Genomic DNA, 20,925 nt, shown 5'->3' with positions numbered 1-20,925 from the left:
CCTCCCGGGCGATCACCTTGGGTCCGGAAGGGCCCACCGGAAGCATGCGCGCCGGATGGGCTCGCCGGTCGCGCTGTTCCTTCATTTCAGGGTGACCAGCACCGAGAACGGGCCCGCGGCGCTATTCGCGTTGGTATCGACGAACAGGATCGTGGGCGTCACGCCGCCGGGGAGGCGAATGACCTCATTGCCCTTCTCCGGCGCGTCGACACACCCCTCCTGCGCGAGCTGCGTCATCTCGTTCTCGCAATCGGTGCGCGCGTAGAGCACGGCGTCGAACATGGCGTCGAGCTTCACCTCGATCTCCTTCGCGAGCGGCGCCTTGATCGAATAGATCGTCTGTCGCCCTTGCCCCGCGCAAGCGTTCGTGGCGCACGCCCCGCATTTCGCGTCGTTGTCCATGCCGGCCTTGTTCGCGCCGAGCAACCTGGCGGAGCTGCCGATCGCCGTGCCGAGCACGATGGGCAAGAGCCCCGCGCAGCTCGCGCCCGGGAAGAAGCTCACGGTCAGGTGGTAAGGGCCTCGGTCCTCCGGCGCGCGGCCGTCGACGAAGAGGTAGATCCGCTCGCCCGCCGTGACCGGGAAGGAAAGCAGCTCGCCGCCGTGCGTGTCCGCGACCTGGTCGTGGCAAAGCACGACCCCATCGGGGTTGGAGCAGCTCGTCCGGCGCGCGTAGAGCACGCTGTCGAAGCTCGTCGCCGTGGCCGGCAAGCTCGCCGTGAGATACCCGTTCTGCTCCGCGTCGAAGACGTAGACGTGCTCGGGGCCGCTCGACGAGGTGCACCCCGTGAACGGCCCGCTCTCGATCCGGCCGGGCGCCTCGGTCGTGTCGGCGTCGATCTCCACGGTGCCGAAGTCGACGAAGACGAGCGGGATCGCGTCGTCGCAGCCGAGCCCCTGCGGAGGCGCTCCCCCGGGACCGCCGTCCGCGTCGCCGCCGTCGCCGCCGCTGCCACTTCCCGCGCCCGCGGTGACGCCGATGTCCTCGATGCCCACCACGAGCCCGCAGGCAGAGAGGCCCGTGATCGCGGCGGCGAGCGCCCCGAGCGCCTCGACGACACGAAGACAGCGTGGCCGTGCCCAGCGTCTCATCAGAACTCCCCTCGCACGATGCCCCCCACGATCCCCGGCCCCGCGGACGGCAGGATCTGGAGCCGCCCGGACGCCGCGGGCCGCTTGCCCGGCGCGCTCACGAGCCAGACGATCGCGCCCGCGGCGAGCGCCGCTCCTCCCACGACGAACCCCGCCGTCGAAGCCGCCGCGAACCGCGACGCCTCGGCCCCCTTGTCGGCCACGGCCTGCGTGCACCCCGACAACCCCGCGGGCGCGCTGCATTGCCTGGGCGCCATGTCCAAGGCCTCCTGCCATTTCGTGAAGGCGAGACCGCCGCACGCGCCGCCGACCGAAAACCCCGCGAGGGCCACGCCCCCGAGCGCGAGCGCCACGGCGGGCGGAGGGCCCATGCCTCGCCTCCCGTCCTGCCCGCGTGGCACGTCGCGCCCGCGCGGCGCCCACGCGGCGGGCGCGGGGATCGCCACGAGGATCGTCTCGCCGTTTTTCGACACGTTCACGATGCCCTCCCAGGCCTGCTGATCGGGCCTGAACGCGCGGATCGTGTGCCTCCCGAGGTCCACCGGCATCGGCGTGCCCCAGAGCGCCTCGCCGATTGGCACCCCGTCGCGCGTGATCGTGAGGCCCGTCCGGTCTGCGACGGACGACGGCACCATCAGCACGAGCTTCGGCAGCTCGGCTTCGAGGGCCTCCGCGCGGGCGCGCGCCTCGGCCTCGCGCGCCCTGTTTTTCCCGGACACCTTGTCGGCCTCGGCCACCGCGACGTAGAGCGCCCACGCGCTCGCGGGTCGGTCCGTCTTCTCGTAACACCGGGCGAGCTCGAGCTTCGTCCCGTTCGCCGGATCCAGCCGATCGCTCTCCTCGTACATCTCGCAAGCGCGCGCGTGGTAGCCCTCCAGCGCGAGCGCGTACGCGTCCTGGTAGAGCTTCTCCGCGGCCGCGCGGACATCGGGCGGCCCTTCGGCGGACGCGGGGCGCGCGGGCGCCACGGCGAGCGCTGCTCCCACGAGGAGGCGAGCGACGCGGACCATGCATCTGCGTCCCCCGCCGCGGGGGCGCTGTCCTTCGAGAATCACGCGAGCCAGTCGGACCATTCTAGACAAGCCCCCGGGCGCCATCGCGCAGGCCGTCCTCGCGCAGGTGAGACGGGTCAATAGCGCGGAGGAGGTCGCAGTGTCGAGCGATTCTGTGGTAAAACCGTCCGCCCTGTGGTCGCCGGCTGCGCCGACCCCGACGAAATCGGAGCGACGCCGACGGACGCGGCCGTTGTTGCAATCGGGATCGCTTGTTCCTGAGGTTTCTCCGCTGAAGACGCATTCATGGTCGCAAGGGTCGCGGTGAGGGGAGGGAGGAGGAAAGACGAGGCGGCGGGGACCGGTGACCCGGACGCATGCGCTTTGGGCTGGATCGTATAAAGGAGCCCCCCGAGCGACGCGCTCAGCGCGAGGACGATCCCGGCCGCCGCGAAATGCCGCACCGTCGCGCGCCGGGGCTTTGCGGCGTGCGTCTCTGTGGATACGTTTCCCGACGACGCGAGCGTCGTGCCCCCGGCCGGAAACGTCGTCCCCATGCCCGCGCTCGTCCAGGGCAGAGGCGTGCGGGCGAGGTCGAGGGCCGGATCGGGCTCCGGGGGCGGCTCGGCCGGCGCCGCGCGCGCGAGCGCCTCGATTGCGTTGGCGGCGGTCGAAATCGCTGCCAGTTTCGTCGCCATGGCGTGCACGCGCTCGATACGCGCGACGAGCGCTGCGGGCGGCTCCGGCTCGGGACGCGCGAGCGGCGCGAGATCACGCGCCAGCGCGACCACGTCCGGGTAACGCATCGCGCGGTCCTTCTCCAGGCAACGCAGGACCACCGCGTCGAGCGCGTCTGGCAGGTCTTTGCGCAGCGTGGACGGCGCGGGCGGCTTCTTGTTCGCGAGCTGGGCGAGGATCTGCAGCACGTTGCTGCCCGCGAAAGGACACTCCCCCGTGACGAGCTGGAAGAGGATGACCCCCATCGCCCAGATGTCGCTGCGCCCGTCGATGTCACGGGCGGCGTTGATCTGCTCGGGCGACATGTACAGAGGCGAGCCGACGATCGCGCCGGTGCTCGTGCGTGTCGGGCCCTCGTCGCGGAGGAGCTTCGACACACCGAAATCGAGCACCTTCACGCAGGGCGAGCCGTCGTGGGCCTGGGTCAGGAAGAGGTTGTCGGGCTTGAGATCGCGGTGCACGATGCCGAGCGCGTGGGCCTCGGCGAGCGCCTCGCACGCATGGAGCGCGTAGATCGCCGCCTCCTCCACGGGGAGCGGACCGCGCTGGGCGAGCCGCGAAAGCAGCGTTTGCCCTTCGAGGTACTCCATCACCATGAAGGGCGCGTCGTTCGGCAGGCGTCCGACGTCGTAGACGCGCGCGACGTGCGCGCTCCGGAGCTCGGAGAGAGCCCTCGCCTCGCGCAGGAAGCGCTCGATGCAGAGAGGCGAGGCGACCACGTGGGGCAGCATCACCTTGATGGCGCGGCGGGTGCGGAGCTCGAGGTGCGTCGCCGCGACGACCACGCCCATCCCGCCGGAGCCGAGGAGGCGATCGACGCGGTATTTGTCCGCGATCACGTCCCCCATTGCGACCGGCAAACTCATGGCGCGCTCGCCCCCCTGCGTCGACGCGGTGCCTTGGTCGATTTCGCCCCGTCCGGCCCCACCCGTCGACGCCAAATCGAGATTCAGTATGGCATGATCTCCCGATTCTTCAAAATCGTATCGTCGGAAACATGCGCCCGCAATCGACCGAGACAGACCCTCGCGGCCAAAGCGCGCCGTGGACGGCAGAGCGTCCGTCCCAGTTCAGCGCCGGAGCGGCTTGTCTGCCCCGCGCGACACCGAGAGCGCGTCCCGGAGCGACCGCGTCATCGCCGCGCCCGCGAGGTCCGCGCCGCTCTGCACGAGCTCCCTCGCGAGCGCCGGCCGCACGCCCGTCACCATCGGCCGCGCGCCGAGCAGCCGCACGGCGCTGAGCAGGCGCACGAGCTGCGACAGCCCCGCCCCCTCCGTCGCCGTCGCGCCCGTCAGATCGAACACGACCACCTTCGCGCCGCGCTCCACCAGACCTGGCAAGAGCCGCCGCTCGAGCTCCGCGCTCCGCGCCTCGGTCAACGCCGCCACGATCGGCACCGCGACCACCCCTTCGGCGACGTCGAGCAGCGGCGCCGACAGCTCCAGGATTTCGCGCTGCTGCGCCTCGATCAGCGCCTCGTGCTCCCGCCGCTCGGTCACATCGACCTGGTGAACGACCACCACGTGCTTGCCGCTCGCCGGATCCGTCGCGCGCCGCGCCTCCACGGCGTGCCACCGCGGCCCCTCGTTCGTGAGCGCGACGAGCTCCTCGTGCACCACCTCGTTCGTTTCTGCCGACCGGAGGAGGCGCCCCGCCGCGCCCGCGTCCTCGAACCACGCCGAGGGCACGCTCGCGGCGCCGAACGCGCGCTCGGCGGCCGGGTTCATCACGAGCACCGCGCCCTCGGGGGTCACGAGCGCGACCATTGCCGAGACGTGCCGCAGCGCCTCGAGGCCACGCAGCCCTCGCAGGTCCACCTCTTTGGTCTGCTGGTGGGCCTCGTTGAGGAGCAACATCCGCCCCTCGTCGTCCTCGATCCCCGAGAGGACGCAGCGCACCTGCACGGGCTCTCCGCGCGGATAAAACGTCCAGTGCTCCTCGATGTGTGCGCCCTTGTCCTCACGGAACTTGCGGAGATAGCCGTCGATGCGGGTGCGCGTCGCGGTGGACTCGCCCGACGCGAAGTTCCGCGCGAAGAGCTCCTCGCGGCTCGGCGAGCGCCAGAGCCCGAGTGCGGCGTCGTTCGCCCACACGAGGCGACCCCGATCCGCATCGAAGACCCAGACCGGAAAGTGCAGCCGCTCCACGCCACGCAGGCGCTCCGCGAGGGACGTTTCAGGCATACGTCTCTCGCGAGAATACCTCCGATCGGGCCGGGCAGGGGAGACGCTTGGGCCCTGCTCCGCGCGAGGCGGGCAATGAGCCAGTCGGCTGCGTCATGCGAATGAGAGCGCGTCCCGGAGCGACCGCATTACGGTCGCGCCCGCGAGCTCCGCGCCGCTTTGCACGAGCTCTCTCGCGAGGGCCGGCCGCACGCCCGTCACCATCGGCCGCGCGCCGAGCAGACGCACGGCGCTGAGCAGGCGCACGAGCTGCGAGAGCCCGGCGCCGTCCGTCGCTGTCGCGCCCGTCAGATCGAAGACGACCACCTTCGCGCCGCGCTCCACCAGGCCGGGCAGGAGCCGCCGCTCGAGCTCTGCGCTCCGCGCCTCGGTCAACGCCGCCACGATCGGCACCGCGACCACCCCTTTTGCGACGTCGAGCAGCGGCGCCGACAGCTCCAGGATCTCGCGCTGCTGCGCCTCGATCAGCGCCTCGCGCTCCCGCCGCTCCGTCACGTCCACCTGGTGCACGACGATCGCGTGTTTCCCGGTCGCCGGATCACTCGTCCTTCGCGCCTCCACGGCGTGCCAGCGTGGACCGTCGCTCGTGAGCGCGACGAGCTCCTCGTGCAGGACCTCCTGCGTCGCGGCGACCTGGAGGAGCCGCGCCACCGCGCCTTCGTCCTCGAACCAGGCCGAAGGCGCGCTCGAGCCGCCGAAGGCGCGCTCGGCGGCCGGGTTCCTCACGAGCACGTCGCCTTCCACGGAGAGGAGCGCGACCATCGCGGAGACGTGCCGCAGCGCCTCGTCGCAGCGCAGGAGCCTCGGGTCCTGCTCGTCGGTCCGCACGTGGCCTTCGATGAGCTGGGCGAGGCGCCCGTCGTCGAGCTCGACGGCGGACATGAAGCACCGCAGGTGCAGGGGTTCTCCGCGTGGATAGAACGTGAAGGTGTGCTCGACGTACGCGTCGCGGTCCTCGCGGAGCTTTTGGAGGATGCTCTCGTTGCGCGTGCGGGTCGCCGCGGAGGCGTCCGAGTAGTCCCGCGAGAGGAACTCTTCGAGGCTCGGCGAGCGCCAGATCGCGAGCGCGGCGGCGTTCCCCCAGGCCATGCGGCCCCGCTCCGCATCGAAGACCCAGACCGGCAGACAGAGCCGCTCGAGGCCACGCAGGCGCTCCGCGAGGGACGTTCCAGGCATACGTCCCTGACGATATACCTCCGATCGGGGCCGGCTGTGGAGACGCTTTGGGCCTACTGCGCGCGGGCGGGCGATAACCCAGTTTGCTGCGTCACGAGAATACGTCGCTCGTGGTCTTCGCTCCAAGCACGTTCTCGACCCACCGATCGAGGGTATCGGAGTCCATGCAGGCCTCGATGCGGGCGCGCTCGTCCTCCGCGAGCGAGATCCCTGCGCGCGCGAGGAGCCGGAGCAGGGCGTCGCGTTTGCCTTCGAGCTTGCCTTCGAGCTTGCCCTCGAGCTTGCCCTCGAGCTTGCCCTCGAGCTTGCCCTCGAGCTTGCCCTTGAGCTCACCCTCGTGCATGCCGCGGTCGAAGATCTGCTGTGCGAACGGGGGGAACGTGGCTTTTCCTTCGCTCTGCCGTTGCATGATCAGCGCCTCCAGGGCCCTCCGCATGGGCTCGCGTAACGCATTGTAAACGATCTGAAAGTACACTGCAGCGTGTTCCCGGTCGAACCGTCCGAGCGCGCCGAGCGCCGTCAGCGCCACGTCGAGCCCGTTCGGGCCGTTGCCGTGTGCTGCCGCCGACAGGATGGAAAGCTCCGTCTCCTGCTCCGCCAGGGCTGGATCCGTCACTTCGGGCACGCTGGCCGGGCCGAGCACGAGCGGATCGATACGCCCGCGGCCGAGGCCGAGATCGATCGTCTCCGCGGCCCAGGCCGCCACGTCGGCGTCTGGCGCGACGACGAGCACGAGGGTCGGGCATTCCTTCTGCGCCCGCACGACCACGGCGTACACCGGCCACGCGTACTTCTTGCGCGCGTCCTTGTCGCGCTGGACTTCGAGGACGATCGCGAACACCAGCGCGCCATGCTCATTGCGCAGCTCGAGCACGAGATCCGCGCGGAACTCCACCGGCACGAGCTGATCGAGCGCGGTCTCGACCGCCGTGACCGTGGCGTAGGGCGGGAGGTCCATGCGGAAGAGCAGCTCGACGAGGTGCGGCGCGAGGGCCGGGTTCTCGCGGAACATGTCGACGAGACCGTTGTGCTCGAGCGTCGGCATCGAGCCACCCTAGCGCGGGGGACGCTCCGCGGGCAAACCTGTGAGCTCAGCGGTCTCCAGGAAGCGACCAGTTCACCAGCGAAAGCGCCGTCGAAGGTGCTCCATCTGGGCCTGCATTTGCTCCTCCCACCCCTCGGGCAGATCAACCACGAGCCCCAGATTGATCGTGGTTCCTGGTGGTAGGTTGTTATGCCCTTCGAAGTGCTCCCGCACCGTTGTCGCGATCCGCTGGTTCCATTCCTCGATCCGGTCGATGAGCCTGTGACCTGCGAGCTGCGCGAGCTGGAGGGTTGGACGGAAGGCTTCGTCTGTCTGTACCCGCCGCCATCGCAGCGTCCATGAGATCATTTCGCGGTAGACCTGGCCGATTCTGTTTGCCACGTAGACCAGTTTGTATGCGTCGCCTGGCTGCCCTGGCGGCCCCATTGCATCCGCCAGACCTGTGTTCACCAGGCTCTTGAGGATGTCTATGTTGCGAATGCTGGCTGCAAATTGTGTGCTCATCCAGGAGATCGCGGCCTTGGGGTCCAAATTGTCGGGAGGGCCGAAAGAGACACCGAAGTGCAGGTCTCGCCGCTCTGCCGATGAAGCCGCCAGCTCGTCGGAGAGCAGTTGGCTGAAGAGCTTGATTTCCCAGTTCTCAGATCTCTCATCGGCAATCCGCTGGGCGAGCTCCGACGCGCCAGGAATCCTGTTCCGTACCACGCGCCGGGGGTCTGCCACGTCCACGCTCCCTCGCTCCGAGGGTGGGAGGATGGCCACGAGCAGCTCGGTCAATTCTCTGTGCGAGCCATCCCCGTTTTCGTAGATGATCAGGCTCACCCCGGCGCTCTCGAGGCGCTTGCGTTTATATGCCCGGACGCTGGAGGCCGGGACGATCGCAAAGTGACGCGGCGGCTGATCCCCCGACAGCGCGCGCACGCGCGCTAGCAATTGATCGAAATCGTCATCCGTGAGCCCATACCCCACGAAGAGCAGCGTCCGCCCGTGGAAGAGCGCGGAGAAGGCGGTTTGCATCTGCGGGTCCGCGTACATCGCGCGGTCGTAGTCGGCGCGCGTAAAGACCCAGGTGTTCCGCTCATGGAGGGTGCCGTGGAGCTTCAGGAGAAACCCGCGCCGCTGGGCGACGTCCAGCGTTGCCTTGGAGAACGTCGGCCACTGCCCGGCCAGGGCGCGTTCGAGGATGCGGTCGACGTTCGTCGTGAGCACGGCGCGCAGGTTCGCAGACAAGGCAGCGATGGCCTTCGCCGCGGGAGGAACCGGCAAGGCGCTGTCGTCGAGCTGTCGCTCGATGAAGCTGCAAAACTCGGGGCCGCCCATGGCATCCTTCAATGCCGACAGAGCATCGATGAACTGGAGCGACGCCACGAGCTCGTCGACTTCAAGCAGCAGATGTTCGGCCACTCCACGAGCCCGCGCATGAGCGACGAGCCGCTTCACGAGCTCGGCCCAGGATGGCAGGCCGGCTCCCGCTGAAATGCCTGCCCCCGCGAAGATGACGAGGTCGCCCCGCGCGTAAGCCTGCTGGAGTTCGGTGAGCGATGGGTGCACGAAGCGAAACGTTTCACAGGAGGCACGAGAACCGCAAGCCACGCCTCTCCTTTCGTCTCCTTCGTCGTTGGCGCATCGCCCAAGACCCCCCGGACGGTGGTCCCCGCGCTTGGCGCATCGCCAAAGGAGCACCCGGATCTGGGGTCCCCGCGTTCGGCGCACCGCCAAGGAGCCCCCGGACCGCTCGGACCTGTCGTCGGCGCACCGCCAAGGAGCCCTCGGACCGCTCGGACCTGTCGTCGGCGCACCGCCAAGGAGCCCCCGGACCGCTCGGACCTGTCGTCGGCGCACCGCCAAGGAGCACCCGGACCACGCGGACCTGTCGTCGGCGCACCGCCAAGGAGCACCCGGGCCGTCCGGACCAAGCTTTGGCGCATCGCCAAAGCTCACCCGACCCGTTTCGACCGTCCTTCGGCGCTCCGCCGACCCTCGGGAGCCCCCGTCAGGTCCCTCCACCCTCGCCCGCCGCGCCCCCCGTCGGCATCTGCGCCGAGATCCAATCTCGCACGCACGCGAGCTCGTCCGGCGTCAGCGTCGGCTTTCCGATCGGCATCGGCGACCCGCAGCTCGGCAGCGGCTGCAATTTCTCGTAAAGCAAGCTCGACTCCGGGACCATCGGGTCCACCAGGATCCCCGGGCAATCGCGCCCCATCTTGTCGACGAGCCGTCCCACCACGCCCGGCGCGATCAGATCGAGACCTGCCGCCGGCTCGGCGCCCTCGTGGCAAATCGTCCCGCCGCAGCTCTTCGGAAAGAGCTCGTTCACGATGTCCGGGCACGTGAAGCCGCCGCCGTCGAGGAACCGGTCGGGGTCCTCCAGCCGGCCAGGACAACCCGCGGCGAGCAGCGTGAGCACGAGCGGCAAGAACGCGGAGGCGAGCGCGCGCCGGAGGGCACGTTGGTCACGGGGCATAATCGATCCCAAGCTTCACGCTGCCAAATTGATCGAGCGCCCCGCCGGCCACGTAGGCGTCGCCCGGCACAGGCACGAACGTCGAGAAAAACCGCGTATACCCGAACGAGAGCGACATCTCCGCCCCTTTCGTCAGGGCGAATGCGACGCCGAGATCCGCGTCGATACCGCCGATCGTCGCGTCACGGAACCGCGCGTAGAGCGCGCCGCCCTCGACGGGCTCCAGGTACGAAAACGCCGCCATTAGCGTGAGCGGCCGCGCGAGCGGGATTCGCCCGTCGAGGCCCACGCGGACGAGCCTGTAACTCACCGTCGGGATCTCCGCCGCGAGCGGCCCCGTCTCCTGGAACGAGAAATCGAGCCAGCCATACCCCACGACCGGTGCGACCACCGGCGCGCGCTCCCCGCGCCCAAGCCGGATCGGCACACGGAGCCCCACGTTTCCGCGATCCCAGCTCGTCTCGATGTCGCGCCCCTCGGTCACGGCGGACGTGAGGCGCGGCGCGAACGTGTATTCCCCGGTGATCCCGACGTCCGCGAGCACGGGCACGCCCGTCCACCGGAGCGGCTGGAATTCGCCGCCGAGGGAGAGCATCGGCACCCCGACGACGTCGTAGGGACGGAGGTTCGTGGCGATCTTGAGCGGATCCGAGTACGCGAACCAGCGCGCCGCGACCTCGACGCCGAGGTGCAGACGGCCCCCGACCGGCGAGGCGGAGGCGGGCGCGGGCGCCGGAGCGGCCGCGGCGGCACAAGCGGTGGTGGCCGCGATCGCGATCACGAGCATCCCGGCAGCGCAGCGGTTTCCCCTTCTGGGCACGGCCCGCAGGGTAGCGATCTCTCCCTGGTCGTCGAGCCGAAGCACGCGTACGGCATCAGGAAAAGGTCGACGCCTGGCCGACCTTCTTCTAGGCTCGGGAGACCGCGGTCAAGCCCCCGCGGATCCTTCCTCATGACCCACGCTGTGCGCTTGCCCTGGCTTCTCGGTGGCGCCCTCGCCCTCTCCGCGGCGGCGTCCCTCGCGGCTTGCTCGGGTCACATCGGCGATCCGCCAGGCGAAGACACCGGAGAGGCTCCTGCCCTCCAGTGCATCGGTACGATCCCCGGCAAATCGCCCATCCGGCGCATGACCCGGTTCGAGTACAACAACACCGTCCGTGACCTGCTCGGCGACGACACCCGGCCTGCTTCGGGCTTCGTGCCCGAAGAGGAGGCCATGGGCTTCGACAACCAGGCGACGGCCCTCGGCGTCACCCAGATCCTCGCCGAGCAGTACATGGTCGCGGCCGAGCAGATCGCCGCCCGCGCGGTGAAAGATCTCGGCGCCCTGCTCCCTTGTGATCCGGCGACGTCCGGAGAGCAGGCGTGCGCCACCACGTTCATTCAGACCTTCGGCCGCCGCGCGTATCGCCGCCCCCTCACCGACGACGAGGTCTCGCGCCTCCAGGACGTCTTCACGTGGGGCCTCGGCGACGAGGGTTTTCCCAAGGGCATCGAGCTCGTCCTCCAGGTGATGCTCCAGTCCCCGCACTTCCTCTACCGCGTCGAGTTCGGCATGCCCGACCCCGTCGAGGCCGACGTCGTGCCCCTCTCGCACCACGAGATCGCCTCGCGCCTCTCGTACATGCTCTGGGGCACCATGCCCGACGACGCTCTCTTCGCCGCCGCGGACGAGGGGCGCTTCAGCACGAAGGAAGCGATCGCCGAGGAAGCGCGCCGCATGCTCGACGATCCGCGGGCGCGCGAGGCCGTGGGCAACTTCAACGCCCAGTGGCTCGGCCTCTCCCACCTCGACAACATCAAGAAAGACAGCTCGACGTACCCCAAGTACTACGAGGGCGTCCGCCCGCTCTGGCGGGCCGAGACCCTCGCCTTCCTCGAAGACGTCATCTTCGAGGGAGAGGGCGACATCGGCAGCGTCTTCACGGCGAACTACTCGATGCTGAACGCCGAGCTCGCCTCGTTCTACGGCGTCTCCGGCGGCCCGGCCACGCAGAGCTTCGAGCGCGTCGAGCTCGATCCGACGAAGAGCTCGGGCATCCTCACGCACGCGAGCGTCCTCGCCGCGACGGGCAAGCCGAACCAGACTTCGCCCGTGCACCGCGGCAAGTTCGTCCGCGAGCGCCTGCTCTGCCAGATCCTCCCTCCGCCGCCGAACAACGCCGCCTTCAACGCGCCCGATGTCCGGCCCGACGCCACGACGCGCGAGCGCTTCGCCGAGCACTCGGAGAACCCGGCCTGCGCGGGCTGCCACGTGAAGATGGATCCCGTCGGCTTCGGCTTCGAGCACTACGACGGCATCGGCCTCTACCGCGACACCGACCAGGGTTTGCCCGTCGACGACTCCGGCGAGCTCGTCGACACCCGTGGCATCGACGGCCCCTTCGAGGGCGTCGTCGAGCTCGGCCAGCGCCTCGCGCAGAGCGAGGAGGCGCGCCAGTGCGTCGCCACGCAGTGGTTCCGCTTCGCCTACGGCCGCGTCGAGGGCGAGGACGATCGTTGTTCGATGAGCGAGATCCAGCAGGCCTTCGCGGCGAGCGGCTTCAACGTCAAGGAGCTGCTCGTCGCCCTCACCCAGACCGACGCGTTCCGGTACCGCCGGGCCGTCGTGACGCAGGCACCATGAAACAGAGGACCCTGAGCCGTCGCACGCTCCTCCGCGGCCTCGGCGGCGTGGCCGTTGGCCTGCCGTTCCTCGGGGCCATGGCCGACTCGGCCCGCGCCACCGCCTTCCCCAAGCGGTTCGTCGTCTTCTTCACGGGCCTCGGCACGGTCAAACCCGCCTGGGTCCCCACGGGCACCGAGACCGACTTCTCGTTCGGCCCCATCCTCGCCCCGCTCGAGCCCTTCAAGAAGAAGGCGATCTTCCTCGAAGGCGTCGACTACGAGTCCGCCTACCACGGCCCCGGCGATCCGCACCAGCAGGGCATCGGCCAGGCGCTCACGGGCACCGAGCTCCAGGAAGGCTCGCTCTTCCCGTACGCGTGTAACCCCGGCAAGATGGTCGGCTGGGGCGGCGGCATCTCGCTCGATCAGTTCCTCGCGGACCAGATCGGCCAGACCACGCGCTTCCCCTCGCTCGAGTTCGGCGTGCAGGTCCAGTACGCCAACGTCTCGGCCCGCATCTCCTACCGCGGCCCCGGACAACCCGTCCCGCCCGAGGACGACCCGTACCAGGCCTACACGCGTATCTTTTCGGATCTCGGCACCGACCCGGAGGCCCTCGCGCGCCTGCGTGCCCAGAGGAAGACCGTGCTCGACGCCGTGAGCGGCGACTACAAGCACCTCTCCACGCGCCTCGGCATGAGCGATCGCATGAAGGTCGACGCGCACCTGGAGGCGGTCCGCGAGATCGAAAAGCGCCTCGACGCGCCGGGCGTCATTGGCGGCTCCTGCAACCCGCCCGTCCTCGGCGCGCCGGTCGAGCCGCTCGAGAACGACAACTACCCCGAGATCGCCAAGACCCAGCTCGACCTGCTCGCGATGTCGCTCATCTGCGACCTCACGCGCGTCGCGAGCATCCAGTGGACCACGGTCCAGACGGGCAAGGTCTTCACGTGGCTCGGCCTCGACGAGCCGCACCACACGCTCTCGCATTCGAGCGACGCGGACGTGAAGCGCCAGCAGGCGCTCATCGACATCGGCAACTGGCACGCGCAGCAGCTCGCGTACCTCTGCCAGAAGCTCGACAGCGTCCCCGAGGGCGACGGCACGGTCCTCGACAACACCGTGATCCTCTGGTGCAGCGACATCGCGCAGGGCAACACCCACGCGCGCCGCGACGTCCCGCTCCTCGTCATGGGCGGCGCGGGCGGCGCGCTGAATACCGGGCGATACCTCAAGTATTCCGGCGCCTACCACAACGATCTGCTGATCGCGATCTCCCACGCCATGGGCGTGCCCGTCGCGACGTTCGGCAATCCGGCCTATTGCAATGGGCCGCTGTCGGGGTTGCTCGTCTAGCAGACGCTCAAGCGGCCGCTCCGCGCGACACCTCCCTTCGAATCGTGTCCACGCGGCGCGCCGCGGCGATCGAGCGCGAGAGGAAGACCAACACAACCCCCTTCGCGAAGAGCCCTGCGATCCCGCTGGCGGACAAAAACGCCATGAAAAACAGGGCCGGCAGGGCCACGTACATGACGATCTGCGTGACGAGCCAGATCCCGAGCGCCACCGCGAACGCCGCGTTCGGCGATCGCCGCGACCAGGCTGCGCAGGCGATGAACAGCAGGCCGATGACGCCGTTCGACAGGAACGGGAGCGCGACCACCAGCGAATCGAGCGACGCCACGAGCTCGCTCCCGAGCGCGTAAATGAGGATCAGCGCGATCACGACGAAGATCGCTCCGAGGACGAACAGCGCCGTCGCCGACCGCCGCACGCGCTGTCTCGCCTCGGCGTACTCCATGTGCGCGTACTCCAGCCGCGCTTCGAGGTCGTCGCGCAGCGCCCGCGACACCGGCGTCTTGCAGGCGGGGCACGCCGCGTCCCGAAACGCGATGTCGACTCCACACGGGCACGGCACGCTCACCTGGATCATGGTGCCGAGCCTCGCACGGCGCGGCGGCGCACGGAAGTTCGTCGCCTCCCTCCTCGCGCCGATCGTTCTCCGTCCTCCCCGCACCTTCCCTTTGCATCCGGCCGCATCTTTTGGCATCCATCCCCCATGCTCCCGCGCGCCCGCCTCTCCGCACCCCTGCTCTCCGTGGGCTCGGGCCGCGCGCGGCTCGCCGCCTGGGCCCTCGCCGGCGTCGCTGCCCTCGCCGCCCTCGGCTGCAAGCGCCCCGCTGCGACCGGGCAGACCGACGGCGGCGTCCCTGACGACGCGGCCGCGCCGCCGCCCGCCGCGCAGGGCCAGAACTCCGTCCCCGAGCCCCCGCCGCCGCCGGACAAACCGCTCCTCGGCATCACGGCGTTCGTCACCACCGTCTACGCCGAGCCACGCGACACCGCGAAGAAGCTCGGTTACCTGCGCGTCGGCGCCAAGGTCGCCCGCTCGGAAGAGCCCGTCGGCAAGGCCGGTTGTCCGGGCGGCTGGTACGAGATCTATCCGAAGGGCTTCGTGTGCGCCGGGGACGACGCCACGACCGACCTCGAAAACCCCCTTCTCAAGGCCGCCGCCAAGCGCCCGGACCTCAAGGCTGCGCTGCCGTATCGATATGCGTTCGTGCGGGCCGTCCTCCCGATGTACGTCAAGGTCCCCACGGCCAAGCAGCAGTACGACTCCGAGTTCAAGCTCCAGGAGCACCTCGACTGGTACAAGCAGAACGAGGCCACGGTGAACCAGGTCGTCCTCGGCGCGCCCGACGTGCCGATCGACGATCGCGGCGTTCCCATTCCGGGCAAGCACATCGGCGAGATGGGCCTCGGCAAGAACTCGCAGGAGATCGCGCTCGGCCAGCTCCTCGGCGGCGAGACCGACACGGATCCCATTCCTTTCTGGCTCGAAGGCGGCAAACGCCTCGTCCCGAACATCAGCGATTTCAAGGTCCCGGATTTCGCGGTCTTCGCCGACCGCGCGCGCCGGCACACGGGCCTCTCGCTCATCGGCTCCTTTCCCACGGGCGAGGACAACCTCAATCGCCGCTTCGCGATCACCACGGATCTGCGCCTCGCGCCGAATACGAAGATCAAGCCCGACCTCGGCTCGCCGTGGCACGGGCTCGAGCTCACCGACGAATTCTCGCTCCCGCTCGCGTTCGTCCGCACGCAGGGCGCCAAGGCGTACCGGATCACGAAGGGCAAGGCCACCGCCGAGGGCGACGATCTCGCGTGGCGCAGCGTCCACGCGCTCGCCGGCACGATGAAGACCGTCGAGGGCGTCAAATATTACCGCACGAAGGACAAACGCTGGCTCAGCCAGCTCGACGTCGGCCTCGCCGTCCCGCCCGCCTCGTTCCCGGAGGACGCCGAGAAGGGCAAGAAATGGATCGAGATCTCCATCACGAACCAGACCTTCGTGATGTGGGAGGGCAAGCGCCCCATTTACGCGACGCTCGTCTCCACGGGGAAAGCCGGGCTCGACGATCCCAAGAAGACCACGGCTACCGTGCGCGGCGTCTTCAAGATTCGCAACAAGCACATCACGGCCACGATGGACTCGAACGAGGGATCGAGCGTGGGCGGCGCGAAGGTCTCGACCGTCGCCGCCTCGCATTCGCCCGACGGCGGCGGCAAACCCGCGTCGCCGAAGGCGGGCGACAAGGGCGCGAAGCCCGGCGGCAAGCCCGATCCCAAGGCGGCCGCGAAGGGCGGCAAACCCGCGGCGAAGCCGGCCGCCCCGAAGCCCGGCGCGGCGAAGGCCAAACCCGCCCCCGCGGCTGGGGGCGCGGAGAAGATCCCGACGAGGGGCGACGGCGAATATGGCGTCACGCGGCGCCGCGGCGAGGGCACGTTCCAGCTCCGCGACGTCCCGTACATCCAGTATTTCGAGAGCGGGTACGCATTGCATACCGCGTACTGGCATGACGTCTTCGGCACGCCGCGCAGCCACGGCTGCGTCAATCTCTCCCCCGTGGACGCGCATCGCGTCTTCCTCTGGACCGACCCGCCCGTCCCGGAGGGGTGGCATGCGGTGAACGCGGGCGAGGATTTCGGGGAGGGGACCACGGTGATCATTCATGAGTGAGCCGGTCCAGGGCGCTGCCTCGGGTGGGCTTTATCTTTTTTACGGCGACCTCAATTGTCCGTTTTGCCACGCGCAGAACGAGCGGCTCCTCGAGCTCGGCGCGGAGCGCAAGGTCGAATGGCGCGGTGTCTGCCACATGCCGCACCTGCCCGTCCCCGCGAGAAACACGACCCCCGAGCGCGAGGAGCTCCAGCGCGAGGTCCATTCCGTGCGGCAACGCGAGCCCGTCGTCAGCATCAGCACCCCGCCGGCGCGGCCCAATACCGAGCGGGCGACGCTGCTCGTCGCGGCGGCTCGCCGGCACGATCCGGCCCGCGCGGAAGGCTTGAAGACGCTTCTTTATCGGGCCCTGTGGGTGCACGCCCGGGACATCTCCGATTCGGCCGTGCTCGACGAGCTTCGCCGCGTCGCCGGATTGCCCGAGCTCATCGTGGGGGAGAGCGACAAGCGGACCCTGGAGAGCTGGCAAAAAGAATGGGAGCAGGGCCCGTTCGACCGGCGAATCCCGGTGATCGTCTCGCCGCGCGGGGCGCGCCTCCTCGGGATGGGCGAGCGCGGCCGCGTCGAAGTGTTCCTGCGATCCGGCCTTCTCAACGCGGACGGAGCCGGCCACTGCGATTGAGTCGGGCTCGCCATCCGGAGCGTCTCCGGTTAGGTTGCGCCCATGTTCACGGTCCACCGGTACCAGATCTTTCCGACGATCCCGGCGGAGCTCGCGCCGCTCGTCACGATTGCGCAAAATCTGTGGTGGACGTGGACACCGGCCGCGCGGGCGCTCTACGGGCGCGTGGACGCCGAGCTCTACGAGCGCGTCGCGCACAATCCGATCCTCCTGCTCAAGCTCGCCTCGCAGCGCCGCCTCGACGAGCTCGCGCGGGATGACGGGTATCTCCGGGCCCTCTCCTCGGTCGAGCGTTCCCTGCGGGATGACCTCGACCGCCCCACCTGGTTCGAGCGGAAATACGGCAAGGATGCTGCGGCGCGCGGCTCCGTCGCCTACTTTTCAATGGAATTCGGCGTCCACGAATGTTTGCCCGTGTATTCGGGGGGCCTCGGCGTCCTCGCCGGCGACCACCTGAAGAGCGCGAGTGACCTCGGATTGCCGCTCGTCGGCGTCGGGATCGCATTCTCGCAGGGGTATTTCCGCCAGAGCCTCGACATCGAGGGCTGGCAGAACGAGCGATATCCGCCGAACGACTGGCACGATTTGCCCGTCTCGCCCGTGCTCGACGACCAGGGCCGGCGCGTCATCACGACCGTCGAGCTGCCTGCACGCACGGGGGCGGGCCGGCGCGAGGTCCGATTGCAGGCCTGGCTCGCGCAGGTCGGCCGCGTCCCGCTTTATTTGCTCGACGCCGACATGCCCGAGAACCCGCCCGAGGATCGGGCGCTCACGAATACCCTGTACGGCGGCGACCGCGCGCACCGCCTTTGCCAGGAGGTTCTGCTCGGCGTGGGCGGCGTCCGGCTCCTCTCGGCGCTCGGGAAGGACCCGCGCGTCTGCCACATGAACGAGGGCCATTCCGCGTTCCTCGCGTTCGAACGTGTCCGTCAGCTCATGGCGCGCACCGGCGTGCCCTTCGCGGCGGCGGCCGAGGCGGCCGCGGCGGGCCACGTCTTCACCACGCACACCCCCGTGCCGGCTGGAAATGATGCATTCGCGCACGACCTCGCGCTGCCCTATCTCCAGATCCTCGGCGAAGGCCTCGGGCTCGGGGCCGAGGAGGTGATGCGGCTCGGCCGCGTCGAGCCCGACCGAGCCGGCTGCGAGTTCTCCATGCCGGTGCTCGCCATTCGAATGGCAGACCGTTACAATGGCGTCAGCGTGCTCCACGGCCGCGAGGCGCGCGCGATGTGGAGCGTCCTCTGGCCGGGGCTCCCGACCTCCGAGGTCCCCATTGGCTCGGTCACGAACGGCGTCCACGTCCCCACGTGGCTCGACGGCGAGCTCGCCTCGCTGTATGCGAGTTACCTCGGCTCCGATTTCCTCGAACGGGTCGCCGAACCTTCGGTCTGGGCGAAGATCCACGAAATCCCCGACGAGGTCCTCTGGGCCGCGCATGGCCGCCGCAAGGAGCGCCTCGTGAAGCAGATTCGCGCGCGCCTCTCGGCCCTCGCGGCGCAGAAGGGGCGCGCCGAGGATCCGGCGCGGATCGAGCGGCTCCTCGATCCGAAGGCGCTCACGATCGGGTTTGCCCGCCGCTTCGCCACGTACAAGCGCGGCACGCTGCTCCTGCGCGACGCGGCGCGCCTCGCGCGCATCCTCTCCGAGCCGCATCGCCCCGTGCAGCTCGTCTTTTCGGGCAAGGCGCATCCGCAGGATTGGGGCGGCAAGGAGCTCATTCGCGACATCGTGCGCGCGGGCATGGCCGAGCCTTTCCGCGGCCGCATCGTCTTCGTCGAGGATTACGACATGGGCGTCGCGCGCGCCCTCGTCGCGGGCGTCGACGTCTGGCTCAACACTCCGCGTCGTCCCCTCGAAGCGAGCGGCACGAGCGGCATGAAGGCGGGCCTCAACGGCGTGCTCAATGCGAGCATCCTCGACGGCTGGTGGCCCGAGGGATACGCGGGCGACAATGGTTTTTCCATTGGCCGCGGCGAGGAGTACGCGGACACCGGCTACGGCGACCACCTCGAAGCCCAGGCCCTCTATCGATTGCTCGAAGAGGACATCGTCCCGCTTTATTACGAGCGAGACGCCGCGGGCCTCCCGCGCGCCTGGATGGCCCGGATGAAGCGCAGCATCGCCACGATCGGCCCCGCCTTCAACACGACCCGCATGGTGCGAGAGTATGCCGAGAGGTATTACGAGCCGGCCCTCGCGCGCCATCGCCGCATGACGGACGACGGCCTCCTCGCGGCGCGGGCCGTCTGCGAATGGAAGGCCCGCGTGCGCGCGGCCTGGGGCTCCGTACATGTCGATTCCGTGGCGCAGCTCGGCCCCTCGCGCCTCCCGAGCGGCGAGCCTTTGCGCGTCGCGGCGGAGATCGACCTCGGCCCGCTCGCGCCGGGCGACGTCGTCGTCGAGCTTTATTATGGTCGCCCGGGCCCGATCGGCTCGCTCCGCGGCGCGGAGGCTGCTTCGATGCGCCACGTCGCGGAGCTCGGCGGCGGCCGCCACCGGTTCGAGGGCGAAATCCCGACGGACGAGAGCGGGGAGCACGGTTTCGGCGTCCGCGTCATCCCGGCGCACGAGTCCTTGCCGGATCGCTTCGCGGCGCGCCTCGTCCGCTGGCATTAGACATTTTCGCGTGACAGGAGCCTGTCTTTCTGGCATGGGTAGGACGCTCGCCCACGTCCCTCCCGATGCTCGAGACATCCATGTCCACCGCTGAAGCGGCTGCGCGCGGCAAGGTGCGCGACCGTGTCCTGTTCGTCGTCGTCGTCACCGTGTTCCTCGACCTCGTCGGGTTCGGGATCACGATTCCGCTCCTCCCGTTTTACGTGAAGCCGATGGTGTCCGAGCAGTGGTCGGGCACCGTCACGGGAATGCTGATCAGCAGTTATTCGCTGGCGCAAGCGCTGGCCACGCCGTACCTCGGGCGATTGTCCGACCGGTATGGTCGGCGGCTCGTCATCGTGCTGAGCTTGCTCGGCAATGCGGCGAGCATGGTCCTCTTCGCGGCGGCGGTGCACTTCCAGGTGCTCTGGTGTCTCTTCGCCTCGCGCCTGCTCGCGGGGGCGACGGCGGGCAACCTGGCCGCGTGTCAGGCGGCGATTGCGGACGTGACCGAAAAGAGCGAGCGGCCGGCGGCCATGGGGCGGCTCGGGGCGGGCATCGGGCTCGGGATGATCATGGGGCCGGTGATCGGCAGCATGACGGGTGAGATCGCGCCCTGGGCGCCGCCGATCGCGGCGGCCGTGATGGCCTTCGCCGACCTCATTCTCGCCGCGGCGCTCATGCCGGAGACGCGGCCCGTGCGCGAGCCCGTGCGCGGCGGGCACGACGCCTATCGAGGCCCCACGCGGGACGAGCCCCGGAAGGAGGCGACGTTCACGGAGATCGTCTCCGACAAACGCGTCGCGGCGGTCTTGCAAATGTATTTCTTGACGTTCATGGCCATGACGGTCCTGAACGTCGGCTTCCCGCTCCTCTCGTACGATCGTTTTGGGTGGACGGGGAAGCAGGTCGGCTACATGTTCGCGATCTTCGGCGTGTCCGGGGTCATCATCCAGGGCTTCTTGATCAAGCGCCTCTCGGCGCGCTACAGCGAGCTCACGCTGGTCGAGTGCGCGGCCGCGCTCATGCTCGCGGGCATGCTCTTCGCGGCGTTCTCGATGCATTCGTGGATGATGGTCCTCGCGAACGTCCTCATCGGCGTGGGCGTGGCCATCAATAACCCCTCCATTTCGTCGCTGGCGTCGAAGTTCGCGCGGGAGGACCAGCGCGGCACGGTGCTCGGGTATGCGCAATCGACGGGGAGCTGGGCGCGGACGATCTGGCCCGTCACGTGGGGCTTCATGTACAACCGCGTTTCGCCGGTCTCCCCGTTCCTCGGCGCTGCCGCCGGGGCCGCGATGCTGCTCGGCGTCGCGTTGATGTTGCACAAGCAGGACACGCTGGCGTCGGAGCGGGGGTAGGGTCTCGGCTCTGCGACCGCCACGCC

At 69.4% G+C, this 20,925-nt stretch carries 16 protein-coding genes; 6 read left to right on the top strand and 10 right to left on the bottom strand.

Features of this window, described 5'->3' with window-relative positions; all coding sequences use genetic code 11:
* Positions 1 to 81: 81 nt before the first annotated feature.
* The 9 genes from QHF85_RS23010 to QHF85_RS22970 all read right to left on the bottom strand — a co-directional run bounded on the left by QHF85_RS23010 (position 82) and on the right by QHF85_RS22970 (position 10,510).
* The gene (locus QHF85_RS23010) at positions 82 to 1,092 is read right to left on the bottom strand and encodes a hypothetical protein (RefSeq protein WP_281329427.1); all 1,011 of its coding nucleotides are present in this window, start codon (positions 1,090 to 1,092) and stop codon (positions 82 to 84) included.
* The gene (locus QHF85_RS23005) at positions 1,092 to 2,102 is read right to left on the bottom strand and encodes a hypothetical protein (RefSeq protein WP_281329426.1); all 1,011 of its coding nucleotides are present in this window, start codon (positions 2,100 to 2,102) and stop codon (positions 1,092 to 1,094) included. Before QHF85_RS23005 ends, QHF85_RS23010 begins: the two co-directional genes overlap by 1 nt.
* A gap of 119 nt (positions 2,103 to 2,221) precedes the next feature.
* Positions 2,222 to 3,688 carry a serine/threonine-protein kinase gene (locus tag QHF85_RS23000; RefSeq protein WP_281329425.1) on the bottom strand — a complete coding sequence of 489 codons (1,467 nt, stop codon included), beginning with the start codon at positions 3,686 to 3,688 and terminating at the stop codon, positions 2,222 to 2,224.
* Between the two features lie 204 nt (positions 3,689 to 3,892).
* Positions 3,893 to 5,005 carry an STAS domain-containing protein gene (locus tag QHF85_RS22995; protein ID WP_281329424.1) on the bottom strand — a complete coding sequence of 371 codons (1,113 nt, stop codon included), beginning with the start codon at positions 5,003 to 5,005 and terminating at the stop codon, positions 3,893 to 3,895.
* 93 nt (positions 5,006 to 5,098) lie between these two features.
* On the bottom strand, positions 5,099 to 6,181 hold the full coding sequence (locus tag QHF85_RS22990; protein ID WP_281329423.1) for an STAS domain-containing protein: 1,083 nt from the start codon (positions 6,179 to 6,181) through the stop codon (positions 5,099 to 5,101).
* A 91-nt stretch (positions 6,182 to 6,272) separates the two neighbouring features.
* Positions 6,273 to 7,226, bottom strand: a complete 954-nt coding sequence (locus QHF85_RS22985) for a hypothetical protein (RefSeq protein ID WP_281329422.1) — start codon at positions 7,224 to 7,226, stop codon at positions 6,273 to 6,275.
* Between the two features lie 72 nt (positions 7,227 to 7,298).
* Complete coding sequence (locus QHF85_RS22980) at positions 7,299 to 8,777, bottom strand: SIR2 family protein (RefSeq protein WP_281329421.1); 1,479 nt, start codon at positions 8,775 to 8,777, stop codon at positions 7,299 to 7,301.
* Between the two features lie 442 nt (positions 8,778 to 9,219).
* Positions 9,220 to 9,690 (bottom strand): hypothetical protein, encoded by a 471-nt coding sequence (locus tag QHF85_RS22975; protein WP_281329420.1) that lies wholly within the window; start codon positions 9,688 to 9,690, stop codon positions 9,220 to 9,222.
* Entirely contained in the window at positions 9,680 to 10,510 is an 831-nt protein-coding gene (locus tag QHF85_RS22970) for a hypothetical protein (protein WP_281329419.1), read from the bottom strand. Before QHF85_RS22970 ends, QHF85_RS22975 begins: the two co-directional genes overlap by 11 nt.
* A 132-nt stretch (positions 10,511 to 10,642) precedes the next feature.
* Here QHF85_RS22970 and QHF85_RS22965 point away from each other — a divergent pair, with 132 nt between their 5' ends.
* Together QHF85_RS22965 and QHF85_RS22960 are read left to right on the top strand one after the other, a co-directional pair.
* Positions 10,643 to 12,316 (top strand): DUF1592 domain-containing protein, encoded by a 1,674-nt coding sequence (locus QHF85_RS22965; protein ID WP_281329418.1) that lies wholly within the window; start codon positions 10,643 to 10,645, stop codon positions 12,314 to 12,316.
* Positions 12,313 to 13,653, top strand: coding sequence for a DUF1552 domain-containing protein (locus tag QHF85_RS22960; protein WP_281329417.1), 1,341 nt, complete (start codon positions 12,313 to 12,315; stop codon positions 13,651 to 13,653). Before QHF85_RS22965 ends, QHF85_RS22960 begins: the two co-directional genes overlap by 4 nt.
* Positions 13,654 to 13,660: 7 nt before the next feature.
* Here QHF85_RS22960 and QHF85_RS22955 read toward each other — a convergent pair whose 3' ends face one another.
* Positions 13,661 to 14,230, bottom strand: coding sequence for a hypothetical protein (locus QHF85_RS22955; RefSeq protein ID WP_281329416.1), 570 nt, complete (start codon positions 14,228 to 14,230; stop codon positions 13,661 to 13,663).
* 126 nt (positions 14,231 to 14,356) lie between these two features.
* Here QHF85_RS22955 and QHF85_RS22950 point away from each other — a divergent pair, with 126 nt between their 5' ends.
* The 4 genes from QHF85_RS22950 (at position 14,357) to QHF85_RS22935 (ending at position 20,899) form a co-directional block, all read left to right on the top strand.
* Positions 14,357 to 16,318 carry a L,D-transpeptidase gene (locus QHF85_RS22950; protein ID WP_281329415.1) on the top strand — a complete coding sequence of 654 codons (1,962 nt, stop codon included), beginning with the start codon at positions 14,357 to 14,359 and terminating at the stop codon, positions 16,316 to 16,318.
* Positions 16,311 to 16,940: a DsbA family protein gene (locus QHF85_RS22945; RefSeq protein WP_281329414.1), complete on the top strand. Its 630-nt coding sequence runs from the start codon at positions 16,311 to 16,313 to the stop codon at positions 16,938 to 16,940. Before QHF85_RS22950 ends, QHF85_RS22945 begins: the two co-directional genes overlap by 8 nt.
* A gap of 42 nt (positions 16,941 to 16,982) precedes the next feature.
* Complete coding sequence (gene glgP, locus QHF85_RS22940) at positions 16,983 to 19,559, top strand: alpha-glucan family phosphorylase (RefSeq protein ID WP_281329413.1); 2,577 nt, start codon at positions 16,983 to 16,985, stop codon at positions 19,557 to 19,559.
* 80 nt (positions 19,560 to 19,639) lie between these two features.
* Positions 19,640 to 20,899, top strand: coding sequence for an MFS transporter (locus tag QHF85_RS22935; RefSeq protein ID WP_281329412.1), 1,260 nt, complete (start codon positions 19,640 to 19,642; stop codon positions 20,897 to 20,899).
* Positions 20,900 to 20,925: the final 26 nt, after the last annotated feature.

This window comes from Polyangium sp. 6x1 (assembly GCF_029946515.1).
Lineage (GTDB): Bacteria > Myxococcota_A > Polyangia > Polyangiales > Polyangiaceae > Polyangium.
The sequence above is the reverse complement of the archived record's forward strand: the minus strand, read 5'-3'. Positions and strand labels throughout refer to the sequence as shown.